The sequence below is a fragment of the Micromonospora sp. CNZ286 genome, from assembly GCF_014207755.1.
Window position 1 is genome coordinate 5,862,064 of the sequence record NZ_JACHIZ010000001.1, and the last position, 15,779, is coordinate 5,877,842.

Here is a 15,779-nt window from a genome sequence, read left to right on the forward strand (position 1 = left end):
CGGGATTCCCGGTCAGTTCCTGCGGTCCGGCACGAAGCCCTTGGTGATGATCTCCCAGTTGGCCAGGTTGGCGTCCCAGTCCTTCGCGGGCACCTCCCAGCGCAACGCGAAGCCCCGGTTGCTGGCGGTCGCCACACCCCGGTTGCGGACGTGGAAGCGGGTGTCGCCGTTGCGCGTCTCCAGCCAGTCCCAGTCGGCGCAGGTGCGGAAGTAGGGATCGCACTTGGTGATGCCGACCAGCTTGTAGCCCCGCACACGCGATGCGCGGTACGGCTCCTGGCCCTTCCAGTCGGCGTACGCGTCGGGCTTCGGCGACGGCGTCCACTGGACGAACAGCACCCGCCGGCTGCCGCCGACCTCGTAGAGCACGACGTTGTCCCGACCGACCCGCGCCTGGAAGTTCTCCGGGATCGGCACCTTGAAGCCGTTCGGGCCGGTGTAGAGACGCCACCCGGCCGGCAGCGTGAGCCCCGAGGCCGACGGGCTGGCCGACGGCGTGGGGCTGGCCGACGCGCTCGCCGCCGGGGCACTCGGCGACGTGCTCTCGCTCGGCGCGGGCGGCGCCGCCGCCGACGCCGAGGTGCCGGCCGTCGGCTCACCGCCGTCGCCGTCGTCACCGTTGTTCAGCAGCGGCACGGCCACCACCAGGCCGACGAGCAGCAGCAGGACCAGCGCGCCGATCAGCAGGTTGCGGCGGTTGGGCGCGGACTTCTCAACCGGCAGCACCGTCGCCCGGCCGGTCGACGGCGCGGGATCGGCTGAAGCCGGAGCCGGGCTGACCGGCGCGGAGCCGGACGCGGCCGGGCTCACCGGCGCCGGGGTGTCGGTGACCGGCTCGCCGTCGAGCCGCGTCTCGTCCAGCGCCGGGTCGACGCCGTCCACCCGGGCCTCGTCGTCCACAAGCGTCTCGTCGGCCGAGGGCGCCGGGTCGAGCTTCGCCGTCGGATCGGCGGGCGGCAGGGTCACCTTCGCGGTGGGCCCGGCGTCCGAGGTGGGCGCCGGCACCTTCGCCGTCGGGTCGGCGGCTGCCGCCGTACCCCCGGTTGCGGCGAGCCCGGACGCGGCGCGTTCGGCCTGGTCGGCCGGGCGCGGCGCGGGCACCAGCGGCGGGCGCGGCACGCGCGGACCGTTCGGCCCCGGCCGGCGTACGCCGTCCAGCAGCGAGATGCTCTTGGCCCGCCGGCCGGCGGCCTTGCGCAGCATGCGCTCGGCCACCTCGGCGGTGATCCGCTCGTCCGGGTCCTTGCGCAGCAGGCCCTGGAGCACCGGCTTGAGCGGCCCGGCGTTGCGCGGCGGCGGCATCGGCTCGGTGGCGAGCGCGGCGAGCGTGGCGATCGCCGACGGACGCGCGTACGGCGACTTGCCCTCGACCGCCGCGTAGAGCGTGGCGCCGAGCGACCAGAGGTCCGCCTCCGGGCCGGCAGTGCCGTCGCGGGCGCGCTCCGGCGAGATGTACGCGGGCGAGCCCAGCACCATGCCGGTGCGCGTCACGTTCGGGTCGCCGGGGATGGTGGCCAGGCCGAAGTCGGTGAGCACCACGCGGCCGTCCTCGCCGAGCAGCACGTTGCCCGGCTTGACGTCGCGGTGCATGATCCCGGCCTTGTGCGCGGCCTTCAACGCGTTCAGCACGCCGAGGCCGATCTCGACCGCCTTCGCCACCGAGACCGGGCCGTCCTCGGCGATGGTGTCCTGCAACGACTTCGACGCCACGTACTCCATGACGATCCACGGATCGCCGTCGGTGCGCAGCACGTCGAAGATGCGGACCACGTTGACGTTGTTGAGCCGGGCGATCGCCCGCGCCTCACGCAGCGAGCGCTCACGCATCTCGCGGCGCTCCTCCGGGGTGAGGCCGGGGGGCGGGACCAGTTCCTTGATGGCCACGTCCCGGTGCAGCACCTCGTCCCGCGCCTTCCAGACGCGGCCCATGCCGCCTTGACCGAGCGGCGTGAGAAGCCGGTATCGGTCGGCGACGAGTTGGGGGAGCGCGTTCGACATCGCAGAAACCGTACCCGGCCGCTGCGACGCCCACACCGTCGGCACGCCACTGTACGGCGAAGGTCGAATTCGCGACGCGTACCCTTGGGTCATGTCTGCCGAGGAGCCGCTGTTCCGGATCGTCCGTGGCGTGCCCACCGCCGAGGAGCTGGCCGCTCTGGTCGGCGCGATCGTGGTGCGCACCCGCCCGGCCCAGGCCGCAGCGCCGGCCCTCGTGTCGCAGTGGGCGCGCAGCGCACGCCCCGCCCTGGCCGGGCCCGTCGCGGGGCCCGGCGCGTGGCGGGCCTCCGGCCTCCCCCGCTGACCTCACCTCCCGCCCACGGCGACGGGGCGGGGCTGCCGGGATCAGCGTCGAGCCATTAACCTCACTCAGGGAAACCGTGTGGTGACGGGCAGGAGGCTCCGATGATCCCGGAGGACAACCAGCCAGCCGGCTGGCTGCGCGGCTACGGCGGCATCGAGGCCGACATCCGGCAGATGCGGGAGTTCGCCGACCGCCTCCAGGACGAGGTGACGCGCAACTACTCGCCGCACCTGTCCTACATCGCCGACGACATGAAGGCGCCGGTGCCCAACCCGGCCGACGCCTTCATCGAGCTGGTCCAGTTCCTCCAGGCCCACCACGACACCCAGACCGCCGCGGTGAGCGCCGTGTGGGATCTCGCACCGGCGACCGGCCGCCTCGCCGACGCCGCCGGGCGGATCGCCGCCCACTACGGCGACGCCGACGCGTTCTCCTCCGCCCGAGTGGCCGACGTCGAACGAGCGCTCGCCGGGCCGTCGAGCACCGTCGCCCGCCCGATGCCGCCACTGGCCGACCCCACCGCCCCCGAACAGAGCCGGGTGATCCTGCCGTGATCGAACGGGGCAGCGGACGCACCTCCGGGCTGACCGACTGGCGGCTGATGGACGTCCTCAGCATGTGGGCGTGCGTGCAGGACCAGGACACCGCCGGCCAGTGGAAGCAGGTGGCCGGCTGGCGCAAGGTCTGCGACCTCGCCCTGGCCCACCTGAGCCGCCTTCGGGAATACCGGCGCGGCCTGGCCGAGGCGTGGCCGCCGGAGACCAACACCGCCGCGCGGGCGTACATCGCCGAACTCGACCAGCTCATCGACCGCGTGCAGCGCACCCACGACGCCGCCGCCGCGAACTACGACGCGTTGGCGGCCGCCGCCCGCGCCATCGGCAGCGCGCGGGCCGAGCTGCAGCCGCTGCACGAGGAGTACGCGAAGAAGCTGCGGCAGAAGCAGGCGTACGAGGCGACGATCGCTGACCCGAAGGCGGTGGCGGGCAGCCGGTTGCCGGAACGTCCCCCGGTGACGGACGACGACTTGGAGCAGTTGAACGTACGGGCTCGCGGACTGATGACGGGGTTGAGCGGCGAACTCCAGCACGCCCAGGTCATGCTCCAGCGCCCACCAACTGTTCCTCGACCTGGCATCGAGACGAATAACCCAGATGTCTACGGGGCCAGCGGCGCCGCACCTGTTATTCCACCAATCGTTCCGGTTGCTGTCACAAGTCCAAGTCCAAGGCCAAGGCCGAAGCCAGTGCCACTCAGCAGCGCTTCTAGCCAAGGGCCACAAACTCCCCCCGCCGTGGGCGTCGGACCGATCCTTGGCGGCGCCGGTCCCACCCCGACCCCCTCTCCAAGTGCTGCCACACCAAACGCCCCATTGACTCCCCCATCGTCACCAAACTCGGTTCCCCTTCCGCCGACCACTCCTGGCTCTCTAGGCGCTAACCCGTCTTCGCGAGATACTCGACCTCACCCCTCGACGGGCAGACCGGTTTCAGGCGAGGCACCAAAGAACGTCTTCCCTCGCACACAGCCGAACGGATTGATCGGTCAACCATTCGGCCCGGGTCTCGTCCAGCCATCCTCTCCAAATGCCACGCCCCGCAGGGTGAATCCCGTGGGCGGCGTCATCGGAGGCGGCGGCGCGGGCACTGCCCCCACTGGCAATGCTGGGTCTCGCCCGGGAATTGGGAAGAACTCAGCGATGGGCTCGGTGGGCGGACCACCTCTTGGTGGTTTTCCTTCTACGAGCAGCCGATCCGGCCGCCAAAACGAGACGGGTGGACCATCTCGACCATGGGATCCAGACCACCCGTGGGAGACCGATAAGGGGGTTAGTCCAGTCGTGCTACCTCCGACCGACGACGGTCCCATCGATCCAGGACCAGCCATCGGTCGAGATCGTTGACTGATCCAGTATGCGCATAGCCCTATCGATCTTCGCCGCCGTCAGCCTCATCTCCATTCACGCAGGGCAGCCAGCCGCGCCGGCGGATGCTTCGCGAGTCCGACAAGATCAGTGGCATCTGGCCTTCCTCAAGGTAGACGAGGCTCATAAGATCTCTCGCGGAGCCGGAGTCCTAGTGGCCGTCCCTGATACTGGCGTAGATCCTCATCCTGACCTCTCCCGAAATCTGCTTGAGGGAAAGAATGTTCTGACGGGTACCGGAGATGGCTTGCATGACACAAACAGCCACGGAACCGCCATGGCAGGGCTCATCGCCGCCCATGGATCTGACGGGGAAATCGGCGCACTCGGCCTAGCGCCGGAAGCCAAAGTCCTTCCAATCATATCGTCCAGATCAGACAACTACGGCGAAGCCGACACGCTTGCCGAGGCGATAGACTTTGCAGTCACGCAACATGCCGGAGTTATAAGCATCTCAAGCGCAGGCGTCACGAGCGAGAAACTGACCCGCTCAGTGAAGAATGCACTAGCCGCCGACATAGTCGTTATCGCAGGCGTTGGTAACCTACCTGAAGCCACCACGATCGGTTATCCAGCCGCAGAGGAGGGCGTCATCGCCGTAAGCGGGACCGATCAGGTCGGGAACCATGCCTCAATTGCAGTCACAGGATCTAAGATCGATGTCGCTGCTCCTGCTGTCGATATCTACAGCACCAGCTACGACGGCAAGTACTCGAAGGGCACAGGGACTTCCAGCGCCACTGCGATCGTTGCCGGGGCTGCTGCTCTCATCCGCTCCAAGTACCCCAACCTCCCTGCCCAGGAAGTCGCCCACCGGCTGACCGCTACCGCCGTCGACAAGGGACCACCCGGCCGCGACGACCAGTACGGCTACGGCGTCATCGACCTGGTCGCCGCGCTCACCGCCGACGTACCGCCGCTCGGCTTCGAGTCCTCCAACGTCACGCCACCGGCGTCAGCGGAGGCAGCACCCGACAAGGGCGACGACGGCAGCGCGACCGTACGCGGGCTCGCCACCCTCGGTGTGCTGGTGGCGGCGGGCGGCGGGTACCTGTTCTGGCGGCGCCGCCGACGTGCCGACGACCCGCCGCCGAGGGTCAGCCGGTAGCGTCGGCGGGGTGTCGACCTCCGTACCGGTGCGCCTCGTGCTCGCCTCGCAGTCTCCCGCCCGCCGCAAGTTGCTCCAGGCCGCCGGGATCGAGCCGGACGTGCTGGTCAGCGGCGTGGACGAGTCGCAGGTGGTGAGCGATCGGGCCGAGGATCTGTGCCTGGAGCTGGCCCGGCTGAAGACGCAGGCGGTACGTGATCGGCTGCGGCCCTCGCCGGACGAGCGCACGCTGGTGCTCGGCTGTGACTCGGTACTCGACTTCGACGGCGAGATCCTCGGCAAGCCCGATGACGCGGCGGACGCCACCCGGCGGTGGCAGCGGATGCGCGGGCACAGCGGTGTCCTGCACACCGGGCACTGCCTGATCGACGTGACCCACGAGTCCCGCGCCGAGGCCGTCGCCTCGACCACCGTGCACTTCGCGGATATCAGCGACGACGAGATCGCCGCGTACGTGGCGACGGGCGAGCCGCTGGCCGTGGCGGGCGCGTTCACCATCGACGGGCTGGGCGGGGCGTTCCTGACCGGGATCGAGGGTGACCCGGGCACGGTGGTGGGGTTGTCCCTGCCGTTGCTGCGCCGGCTGCTCGCCGAGGTGGAGCTGAGCATCGTCGACCTGTGGACGAAGATCGCGCCCGGGGGCCAGGAGATCGAACATCTCGGCTAACGTCCGGACATGACCACGAAGCCGCTGCCGCTCACCCCGGAACTGCACGCCTACCTGGTGGCCCACGGGTCCGCCCCGGACGAGATCGTCCAGGAGCTGGCCGAGGAGACCCGGGCGGCCCTGCCCGCCGAGGCGGTCATGCAGGTCGCGCCCGAACAGGCCGCGTTCCTGACGTTCCTGACCCGGCTGCTCGGCGTACGGCAGGCGGTCGAGGTCGGCACGTTCACCGGCCTCTCCTCGCTGGCCATCGCCCGAGGGCTGGCCGAGGGCGGCCGGTTGACCTGCTTCGACATCTCCGAGGAGTACACGGGCGTGGCCCGGCGCTACTGGCAGCGCGCCGGTGTTCAGGACCGCATCGAGCTGCGCATCGGCCCGGCCGCAGAGACGCTGCGCGAACTGCCCCGCGAGCGTTACCTGGACTTCGCTTTCATCGACGCGGACAAGGTCGGCTACCCGATCTACTGGGACGAGCTGGTGCCCCGCATGCGTCCCGGCGCGGTGATCGCCGTCGACAACACGCTGCGCGACGGCCGGGTGCTCGCCCCACGCAACGCCGACGACCGGGCGATCACCGCGTTCAACGACGCGGTGATCGCGGACGTACGCGTCGAGGCGGTCATGCTGCCGATCGCCGACGGGGTCACGCTCGCCCGGATGCTCTGAGCCGACTGAACACAACCTCCCCGAAATGGCGGCATCCCTGAGCACCGGATACCGCCACCTCGCCGACATGGAGTCGATCAAGCCACCCGTACCAAACAGGCAGCGCACGGCGGTCATGACACCCACCGCCGACGACCTCACACTCGCCCGGACGCGCTGAGCCGACCGAACACAACCTCCCCGAAGTGGCGGCATCCCGGCTCTTCGAACTTGAGCGGGGTTCGCGGGTGAGTCGACCCGAGCGTGAAGGGCTCGCAGCCCGTCAGTGATCATCTGAGTGTCTAGTTCGGATGGTCACAAGTGAAGAGCTGCGAGCATGGTCAACGATACGACCCGGCTGCTGGGCCTGGACGGCCTGGTCACTGAGCGGGTCGAGGTGGACGTCACCGGCGTCCCGGTGGTGGACCTGTCCACCGGCTGTGAGCAGGCACGATGCTGCCCGCAATGCGGGCAGCGGGCGCTGAAGGTGAAGCAGTGGACCACAACCCGGCCACGGGACCTGCCAGTCGGAGGCCGGACGGTACGGCTGCGCTGGCGCAAACGTCGCTGGTACTGCCCGACGCCAGGCTGTCCGCGTAAGTCGTTCACCGAGCAGGTCGCGCAGGTCCCGGCCCGTGCCCGGCTGACCAGCCGGCTGCGGCAGGCAGCCGGGGCGGCGGTCGCCGACGCGGGTCGCACGATCGTGCAGGCCGCCCGGGACCACGGCATCTCCTGGCCGGTCGTCGCTGCCGCGTTCACCGCCCACGCGAGCGCGGTGTTGCCAGCCGAGCCGGAGCCGGTCGCGGTGCTGGGCATCGACGAGGTGCGCCGCGGCAAGCCGCACTGGATCTGGGATGAGCAGGCCGGTTCGTGGACCGTGACGGCGGACCGCTGGCACGTCGGCTTCTGCGATCTGTCCGGTGGTCAGGGCCTGCTGGCGCAGGTCGAAGGCCGTACCACAGCGGCGGTGACCGGCTGGCTGACCGCCCGCCCTCAGGCCTGGCGTGAGCAGGTGAAGGCGGTGGCGATCGACATGTGCACCGTGTTCAAGTCCGCGATCCGGCAGGTGTTACCGCACGCGGTGCTGGTAGTCGACCACTTCCACATCGTGCAACTGGCCAACCGGGCGGTCACCGAGGTCCGTCGCCGCATGACCCTGACCCAGCGGGGGCGCCGCGGTCGCGGCAGCGACCCGGAATGGCGGATGCGTAACCGGCTGACCCGCTCGGCCGCCCGCATGCCCGGCAAGCACGTCGACCGCCTCGTCGACACCCTCGATGCCCTCCCGGCGGCGATCGGTGCTCCGATCCTGGCCGCGTGGAACGCGAAAGAAGACCTGCTCGACCTGCTCGCGGTCGCCCGCACCCAGCCGAACAGGGAACACGTCCACCGGCTGCTGCACCGCTTCTACGCCCGCTGCTCCGCCTCTGACCTGCCCGAACTCCACCGGCTCGCCACCACGATCGAGACCTGGTGGCCACAAATCCTGGCATTCCTGACGACCGGCATCACCAACGCCGGCTCGGAAGGAACCAACCGGGTTATCAAGACCATCGCCCGCGACGCCTACGGCTTCCGGAACCCCGAAAACCAACGCCTACGCACCCGCACCGCCACCACCCGACGCCACCGCGGACACCTCAACCCCGCTTAAATTCGAAGAGCCGGCATCCCTGATCGCCGAAGCCGCCACCTCGCCGAGGTGGAGTCGATCAAGCCGCGCGGACCGGCGCGGGCAGGGCACGGCCCAGCCGTACGGTCAGCAGCACCGCCACCGCGATGAACGCGGGCAGCAGCAGGAACGCCGGGTGCGGTCCGACGCCGTCGGCCACCCATCCGAGCGCCACCGGCGCGATCCCGAAACCCACACCCATCGAGTACGCGGACCAGCCCGCCGCCTTGTCCGCGGCCGGACCGGCGACGGCCAGCGCGATCGAGATCGCCAACGGGTAGTGCAGCGCGTTGCCGAGCCCGAGCACGACCAGCCCGGTGACCGCGAGCCAACCGACGGTGCTGCCCCAGAACAGCGCGAACCCGGCCATCGAGACGGTGAGCGCGCCGAGCAGCAGCGGCACCGGCGCCCAGCGCAACGCGGCCCGGCCACCGGCGAGCCGGCCGGCGAACATGCCGCAGACGATCGCAGCGACCGCCGCCGACGCCCCGCCCGCGCTCAGCCCGGCATGGGTCCGCAGCACGTCGGCGGTCCACAAGGACAGGCAGACCTCGATCGACCCGGTGACGGACATCAGAACCCAGGCGATCCAGTACGCACGCGGCAGCCGCCCCGCCGCACCGGAGCCGAAGGAGGAAACGGGCTCCCCGGAGGCGGGAACGGCCGAGGCCCGGACGGAGGAATCGGTGGCGACGGCCTCGACGGCACCGGAGGCGGGAACGACCGAAGCGGGCACGGCAGGAGCGGGAACGACCGAAGCCGGGACGGCAGGAGCGGGGACGACCGAAGCAGGCACCACGGGACCGGGGACGACGGGAGCGGGGACGACGGGAGCAGGCACGACGGCCTCGGAAACCCCGAGGGCGGGGACGGCGGACACCCGGGTGGAGGCGGCCACGGGGACGGGTGTGCCGGCAGCCGCGTCAGCGGGGGCGGTTTTCGGCCCGCGTACCCGGAAGGTCAGGGCGGCGAGCGCGACGAGCGTGATCAGCCCGACCTCGACGGCCATCAGGGGTCGCCAGCCGAGACCGGCGTCGACGGTGGCGCCGATGGTCAGCGGCGCCAGGATGCCCATGCCGGCGCAGGCCGCGTTGGCCTCGGTGAGCGCGGCGGGGGCGGCGGGTCCGTGCCGGGCGGTGAGCACCACGCTGACGCCGCTGACGACCATCATGCCGAAGGTGGCGATGACCGCGACGGAGGCGAGCGTGGCCGACAGCGGGCGTAGCAGGCCGAGCGCGGTGACTCCGGCGGCGACACCGGCGAGGCCGAGCCAGATGGCGGGGCCGCGGCCGAGGCGGCGGGCGACCGGGGCGAACAGCGCGCCGCCGGCGAGCGCGCCCACGGCGATGCCGGTGCTGTGCAGGCCGGCGACGGCGGCGCTGGTGCCCTGTTCGTCGCGGAGCAGGGGTACGACCGGGCCGAACCCGTAGAGGAAGAAGCCCCACAGACCGAGCTGGGCGTAGGTCAGCCAGGTGATCCGGTCACGGGTGAGGCGGGGCACCGGCCTTACGCTACGCGCGCCCGGCCGGTGCCCCGCCCCTGCTGAGAGGTAGGTCTCCCCTGCTCAGCGGACGCTGCGGGCGAACTGGCGGGCGGCCCAGAACACGCCTGCGGCGGCGAGCACCGCGATGATGCCGAGGCCCTGCCAGACGCGGTCGTTGCCGAGGTCGCCGTTGAACAGCGCACGGGTGCCCTCGACCGCCCAGGAGAACGGGTTCCACTTGGCCACGCCCTGGAGCCAGCCGGGGGCGAAGGTGAGCGGCAGCAGGATGCCGGAGAGCAGCAGCACCGGCTGCGCGACGGTGTTCATCAGTGGGGCGAGCGCGTCCTCGCTCTTGACCTTGAGCGCGATGCCGTAGGAGACGGCCGAGGTCATCAGCGCGATGAGGGCGAGCATCAGGTACGCCAGGAGCAGGTTGCCGATGAACACGCGCAGGTCGAACGCGAGCGCCAGCAGCGTGATGATGATCGCCTGAGCGATCAGCGAGACGACGTCGCGCAGCGAGCGGCCGAGCAGCAGGGCGAGCCGGCTGACCGGGGTGACCCGGGAGCGCTCGATCACGCCGGCGCGCAGCTCGGCGATCAGGCCGAACCCCTGGAACAGGCCGCCGAAGATGGCCAGCAGCACGAGCAGGCCGGGCACGAAGATCTTGTACGCGGCGGCCTGGGTGGGCGCGTTCAGCGCCGGCTTGAGCAGCGGGGCGAACAGGAGCAGGTACATCACCGGCTGGAAGACGCCGACGAAGATCCATACCGGGTTGCGCAGCAGCAGTTGCGTCTGGCGCTGGAAGATCAGCCAGGTGTCGCGGGCGAGTTTCATGACAGCTTCTCCGGGGGTCAGGACTCGCGCAGCGAGCGGCCGGTCTTGGTGAGGAAGACGTCGTCGAGGCTGGGGCGGTGCAGCTCGATCGAGCGCAGGTCCAGCCCGGCGTGGTCGAGGCGGCGCAGCACCTGCGGGATGGCGGTGGCGCCCTCGTCGACGTAGAGGCGCAGGCCGCCCTCGTCGACGGTCTCCAGCTTGCTCACGTACGCCTCGGTGTCGAGCAGTTCGGCGGCGCGCGGGGTGCTGGGCGCGTCCAGGCCGACGATCACCACCTCGCCGGAGATCTCCCGCTTCAGCTCGGCCGGTGTGCCCTCGGCGACCACCTCGCCGTGGTCCATGATCGCGATGCGGTCGCAGAGCGCGTCCGCCTCGTCCAGGTAGTGCGTGGTGATGAAGACGGTCATCCCCTCGGTGCGCAGCCGGCGGATCTCGTCCCACATGTGCGCGCGGCTCTGCGGGTCGAGGCCGGTGGTCGGCTCGTCCAGGAAGACGATCTTCGGCTCGTGGATGATGCCGAGCGCGATCTCGACGCGCCGGCGCTGACCGCCGGAGTAGGTCTTGCACTTGCGGTCGGCGTACTCGGTGAGCTGGAAGGCTTCGAGCGCGTGCTCGGCGCGGCGGTGCGCCTCGGCCTTGCCGATGCCGTAGAGGCGGGCCTGGAGGACCAGCTCCTCACGGGCGCTCGACTCGTCCCAGGTGCTGCCGCCCTGTGCGACGTAACCGATCCGGCGGCGCACCTCGGCCGGGTCCTTGCGCAGGTCGGCGCCGGCCACAGTGGCCTCGCCGCCGTCCGGCTCGATGAGGGTGGCGAGCATCCGCAGCGTGGTGGTCTTGCCGGCGCCGTTGGGCCCGAGGAAGCCGAAGATCTCCCCCGCCGCCACGTCGAGGTTGACGCCGCGGACCGCGTCCACGGTCTTCGTCTCGCGACCCGCGCGGGAGCGGTACGACTTCCGCAACCCCCTGGTCTCGATCATTTCTGCTCCTGGTCGTCCGGGCGGACCTGAGCGGCCGCCGATCGTCCGCGAGGACGCACGAATCCCCCGCGATTCCCGCTGAGGCTAACGCGATATAGCTCTTTTGGTCAACGTTGATTATGTCGTGTCACCGTGATCCGTCGGACCAGCCCGACCAGCCCTCGGCCTGCTCCATCCCATCGGGCAGGTACGACACTCCCGACTCGATCCGCTCCGCGATCCGCTCGCACCAGGCCGTCTCCGCCTCGGCGCGGGCCAGCCACAGCTCGAACATCCACCCGACGTGCACCGGCTTGCGGGTGCGCACCCAGTCCGAGTCGAGCGAGGCCCGCATCGACTCCACCCCGGCCCGCAGCAGGTTCGCCCGGTTGCGCAGCGCCGCCGCGGCCTCGTCGCGGGGCATCGCCGGCAGGAAGGAGAACGCCGCGACGAACGGATCGGGCGGCTCCTGGACCTGCCACCACTGCGCCCGCAGCAGCGTCTCGAACTCGTCCTCCCCCTTCGCCGTCACCTCGTACGTGGTGCGCGCCGGACGGGCGCCCACCTGCTCGACCGAGACGGTCCGCAGCAGGCCCTCGTCGGTGAGCTTGCGCAGCGCGTGGTAGATCGAGCCGGGCTGCACGTTCGCCCACTTGTCCGCGCTCCAACTGAGCAGTTCGCGGCGCACGTCGTAGCCGTGCACCGGCTGCATCCACCTGACCAGGCCGAGAATCATCATCCGCGTCGCCGACACGGGACAAGCGTAATAACCAAGTTTGACTACAGTGCCGCATCCCACACTGAGCGATCGTTAGGCTCCGCAGCTCGGCCGCTAAACTCCCGGCAACGACCTCCCGGGAGGAGCCACAAGGTGCGCAAGGTTCTCATCGCCAACCGCGGCGAGATCGCCGTCCGCGTCATCCGCGCCTGCCGCGACGCCGGGCTGGCCAGCGTCGCCGTCTACGCGGACTCCGACCGGGACGCCCTGCACGCCACGCTCGCCGACGAGGCGTACGCCCTCGGCGGCGACACCGCCGCGGACAGCTACCTGCGCATCGACAAGCTGATCGACGTGGCGGCCCGCTCCGGCGCGGACGCGGTGCACCCCGGCTACGGCTTCCTCTCCGAGAACGCCGACTTCGCCCAGGCCGTCATCGACGCCGGGCTGACCTGGATCGGCCCCACCCCGCAGGCGATCCGCGACCTGGGCGACAAGGTGACCGCCCGGCACATCGCGCAGCGCGCCGGCGCGCCGCTGGTGCCCGGCACCCCGGACCCGGTGGGCAACGCCGACGAGGTGATGGCGTTCGCCGTCGACCACGGCCTGCCGGTCGCCATCAAGGCCGCCTTCGGCGGTGGCGGGCGCGGCCTCAAGGTCGCCCGCACCATGGAGGAGATCCCGCACCTGTTCGAGTCGGCCACCCGCGAGGCGGTCGCCGCGTTCGGCCGCGGCGAGTGCTTCGTCGAGCGCTACCTGGACAAGCCGCGCCACGTCGAGGCGCAGGTACTGGCCGACCAGCACGGCAACGTGATCGTGGTGGGCACCCGGGACTGCTCGCTTCAGCGCCGGCACCAGAAGCTGGTCGAGGAGGCGCCCGCGCCGTTCCTCACCGACGCCCAGCGGGCCCAGATCCACGACAGCGCCAAGGCCATCTGCCGGGAGGCCGGCTACCACGGTGCCGGCACCGTGGAATACCTGGTCGGCGTGGACGGCACGATCTCGTTCCTGGAGGTCAACACGCGGCTCCAGGTCGAGCACCCGGTGACCGAGGAGACCGCCGGCATCGACCTGGTCCGCGAGCAGTTCCGCATCGCCGACGGGGAGAAGCTGCGCTTCACCGAGGACCCGACGCCGCGCGGGCACGCCATCGAGTTCCGCATCAACGGCGAGGACCCGGGCCGCAACTTCCTGCCCGCACCGGGCACCGTCACCGCCCTGCGCCTGCCCTCCGGGCCGGGCGTGCGGGTGGACACCGGCATCTCGGCCGGCGACGTGATCGGCGGCAACTTCGACTCGCTGCTGGCCAAGGTGATCATCGTCGGCGAGACGCGTACCGAGGCGCTGGAGCGGGCCCGCCGGGCGCTCGACGAGATGGTGGTCGACGGCATGGCCACGGCGCTGCCCTTCCACCGCCTGGTGATCCGCGACGAGGCGTTCACCGCCGAGCCGTTCACCGTGCACACCCGGTGGATCGAGACCGAGTGGGACAACACCGTACCGGCCTTCACCGCCACCGCCGGCGCCGCCGACGAGCCGGCCGAGCGCGAGACCGTCGTGGTCGAGGTGGGCGGCAAGCGGCTGGAGGTCGTCCTCCCCGCCGGGCTCGGCGCGGGTACGGCGGCAGCCGCGCCCGCCGCGAAGAAGCCGGCCCGCCGGGGTGGCGGAGGCAAGGCGGGTGCCGCGGTCAGCGGTGACACGCTCACCTCCCCGATGCAGGGCACGATCGTGAAGATCGCCGTCGCCGACGGCGACGAGGTGGCCGAGGGCGAGCTGGTCGTGGTGCTGGAGGCGATGAAGATGGAGCAGCCGCTGCACGCGCACAAGGCCGGCACTGTCAGCGGGCTCGCCGCCGAGGTCGGCGCGGTGATCACCGCCGGCGCGGCGATCTGCACCATCGCCTGAGGTGTAAGGAAGGGCCCCTTCTTAACGCCTGAGGTAGAGAAGGGGCCCCTTCTTAACAGCGCGGGGCCGGGTGGTCTGAGCCACCACCGGGGGCGGGACCGTGCTCGGGCGGGAATGATGGCCGGGTGCGGTTCCTTCACGGCGCGGTCCCCGCGCACGACCTGACCTACAACGACGTCTTCATGGCGCCCAACCGTTCCGAGGTGGGCTCCCGGCTCGACGTCGACCTGGCCACCACCGACGGGACCGGCACCACGATCCCGCTCGTGGTGGCGAACATGACAGCCGTCGCGGGCCGGCGGATGGCCGAGACCGTGGCCCGGCGCGGCGCGGTGGCGGTGATCCCGCAGGACATCCCGATCGAGGTCGTCGCCAACGTGGTCGGCTGGGTCAAGCAGCGGCACCTGGTGCACGACACGGCGATCACGCTCGGCCCGACCGACACCGTCGGCGACGCCATCCACCTGCTGCCCAAGCGTTCGCACGGCGCGGTGGTCGTGGTCGACGCGGACGGCCGGCCGATGGGAGTGGTGACCGAGGCGGACACCGTCGGGGTGGACCGCTTCGCCCAGCTCCGGCACGTGATGTCGACCGAGCTGCACACCGTTCCGGCGGACGCGGACCCGCGTACCGGATTCGACCGGCTGTCGGCGGGCCGGCGGCGGCTCGCGCCGGTGGTGGACGGCGACGGACGCCTGATCGGGGTGCTGACCCGGCAGGGCGCTCTGCGCGCCACGCTCTACAAGCCCGCAGTGGACGACCGGGGGCGGCTGCGGATCGCCGCCGCAGTGGGCATCAACGGCGACGTCACCGGCAAGGCCGCCGCGCTGCTGGAGGCCGGGGTGGACACGCTCGTGGTGGACACCGCGCACGGGCACCAGGAGCGGATGCTCCAGGCGCTGCGGGCGGTCCGCCGGCTGGACCCGCCGGTGCCGGTGGCGGCCGGGAACGTGGTGACCGCCGACGGCGTACGCGACCTGGTCGACGCGGGCGCGGACATCGTGAAGGTCGGCGTCGGACCGGGTGCGATGTGCACCACCCGGATGATGACCGGCGTGGGCCGCCCGCAGTTCTCCGCCGTGCTCGACTGCGCGGCGGCGGCCCGCTCGCTGGGGCGGCACGTCTGGGCCGACGGCGGCGTACGCCACCCGCGGGACGTGGCGCTGGCGCTCGCGGCGGGCGCCTCGAACGTGATGATCGGCTCCTGGTTCGCCGGCACCTACGAGTCCCCCGGCGACCTTTACACCGACGCCGACGGGCGGCGCTACAAGGAGAGCTTCGGCATGGCGTCGTCGCGTGCGGTGAGCGCCCGTACGGCCGAGGACAGCGCGTTCGACAGGGCCCGCAAGGCGATCTTCGAGGAGGGCATCTCCTCGGCCCGGATGTACCTGGACCCGAACCGGCCCGGCGTCGAGGACCTGATCGACGAGATCATCTCCGGCGTACGCAGCGCGTTCACGTACGCGGGGGCGCGCAGCCTGGAGGAGTTCCACGAGCGGGCGCTCGTCGGCGTGCAGAGCGCCGCCGGGTACACCGAGGGGATGCCGCTGCCCACCAGCTGGTGA

At 71.2% G+C, this 15,779-nt stretch carries 15 protein-coding genes; 9 read left to right on the forward strand and 6 right to left on the reverse strand.

All coding sequences use genetic code 11. The annotated features are described in order from the left end of the window. Positions 1-12 precede the first annotated feature (12 nt). Positions 13-1,998 carry a serine/threonine-protein kinase gene (locus tag FHX31_RS25970; RefSeq protein ID WP_184977354.1) on the reverse strand — a complete coding sequence of 662 codons (1,986 nt, stop codon included), beginning with the start codon at positions 1,996-1,998 and terminating at the stop codon, positions 13-15. A 91-nt stretch (positions 1,999-2,089) separates the two neighbouring features. Here FHX31_RS25970 and FHX31_RS25975 point away from each other — a divergent pair, with 91 nt between their 5' ends. Next, positions 2,090-2,302 (forward strand): acyl-CoA carboxylase subunit epsilon, encoded by a 213-nt coding sequence (locus FHX31_RS25975; RefSeq protein ID WP_071096820.1) that lies wholly within the window; start codon positions 2,090-2,092, stop codon positions 2,300-2,302. Between the two features lie 101 nt (positions 2,303-2,403). Next, complete coding sequence (locus tag FHX31_RS25980) at positions 2,404-2,856, forward strand: hypothetical protein (protein WP_013284042.1); 453 nt, start codon at positions 2,404-2,406, stop codon at positions 2,854-2,856. Positions 2,857-3,148: 292 nt separating this feature from the next. Here FHX31_RS25980 and FHX31_RS25985 read toward each other — a convergent pair whose 3' ends face one another. Continuing rightward, a complete protein-coding gene (locus FHX31_RS25985; protein ID WP_041784133.1) occupies positions 3,149-3,403 on the reverse strand; it encodes a hypothetical protein in 255 nt (84 codons plus the stop codon). A gap of 812 nt (positions 3,404-4,215) precedes the next feature. Between FHX31_RS25985 and FHX31_RS25990 the strand changes: the two genes are divergently transcribed. The 5 genes from FHX31_RS25990 to FHX31_RS26005 all read left to right on the forward strand — a co-directional run bounded on the left by FHX31_RS25990 (position 4,216) and on the right by FHX31_RS26005 (position 8,297). Next, entirely contained in the window at positions 4,216-5,334 is a 1,119-nt protein-coding gene (locus FHX31_RS25990; protein ID WP_184977355.1) for a S8 family serine peptidase, read from the forward strand. A 10-nt stretch (positions 5,335-5,344) separates the two neighbouring features. Further along, entirely contained in the window at positions 5,345-6,001 is a 657-nt protein-coding gene (locus FHX31_RS25995) for a Maf family protein (RefSeq protein ID WP_184977356.1), read from the forward strand. 9 nt (positions 6,002-6,010) lie between these two features. Beyond that, positions 6,011-6,664 carry an O-methyltransferase gene (locus tag FHX31_RS26000; protein ID WP_184977357.1) on the forward strand — a complete coding sequence of 218 codons (654 nt, stop codon included), beginning with the start codon at positions 6,011-6,013 and terminating at the stop codon, positions 6,662-6,664. A 25-nt stretch (positions 6,665-6,689) separates the two neighbouring features. Next, positions 6,690-6,824, forward strand: coding sequence for a hypothetical protein (locus tag FHX31_RS32865; protein WP_486481705.1), 135 nt, complete (start codon positions 6,690-6,692; stop codon positions 6,822-6,824). Positions 6,825-6,980: 156 nt separating this feature from the next. Next, positions 6,981-8,297, forward strand: coding sequence for an ISL3 family transposase (locus FHX31_RS26005; protein ID WP_184976866.1), 1,317 nt, complete (start codon positions 6,981-6,983; stop codon positions 8,295-8,297). Positions 8,298-8,355: 58 nt separating this feature from the next. Here FHX31_RS26005 and FHX31_RS26010 read toward each other — a convergent pair whose 3' ends face one another. The 4 genes from FHX31_RS26010 to FHX31_RS26025 form a co-directional block, all read right to left on the reverse strand. After that, on the reverse strand, positions 8,356-9,816 hold the full coding sequence (locus FHX31_RS26010; protein WP_184977358.1) for an MFS transporter: 1,461 nt from the start codon (positions 9,814-9,816) through the stop codon (positions 8,356-8,358). Positions 9,817-9,879: 63 nt separating this feature from the next. Further along, positions 9,880-10,635, reverse strand: a complete 756-nt coding sequence (locus FHX31_RS26015) for an ABC transporter permease (protein ID WP_013284036.1) — start codon at positions 10,633-10,635, stop codon at positions 9,880-9,882. Between the two features lie 17 nt (positions 10,636-10,652). Continuing rightward, a complete protein-coding gene (locus FHX31_RS26020) occupies positions 10,653-11,612 on the reverse strand; it encodes an ATP-binding cassette domain-containing protein (RefSeq protein ID WP_047892422.1) in 960 nt (319 codons plus the stop codon). A gap of 127 nt (positions 11,613-11,739) precedes the next feature. After that, positions 11,740-12,330: a PadR family transcriptional regulator gene (locus FHX31_RS26025; RefSeq protein ID WP_013284034.1), complete on the reverse strand. Its 591-nt coding sequence runs from the start codon at positions 12,328-12,330 to the stop codon at positions 11,740-11,742. Positions 12,331-12,462: 132 nt separating this feature from the next. Between FHX31_RS26025 and FHX31_RS26030 the strand changes: the two genes are divergently transcribed. Together FHX31_RS26030 and FHX31_RS26035 are read left to right on the forward strand one after the other, a co-directional pair. Beyond that, the gene (locus FHX31_RS26030) at positions 12,463-14,214 is read left to right on the forward strand and encodes an acetyl/propionyl/methylcrotonyl-CoA carboxylase subunit alpha (protein WP_013473998.1); all 1,752 of its coding nucleotides are present in this window, start codon (positions 12,463-12,465) and stop codon (positions 14,212-14,214) included. Between the two features lie 125 nt (positions 14,215-14,339). Then, positions 14,340-15,779 carry a GuaB1 family IMP dehydrogenase-related protein gene (locus FHX31_RS26035; protein WP_013284032.1) on the forward strand — a complete coding sequence of 480 codons (1,440 nt, stop codon included), beginning with the start codon at positions 14,340-14,342 and terminating at the stop codon, positions 15,777-15,779.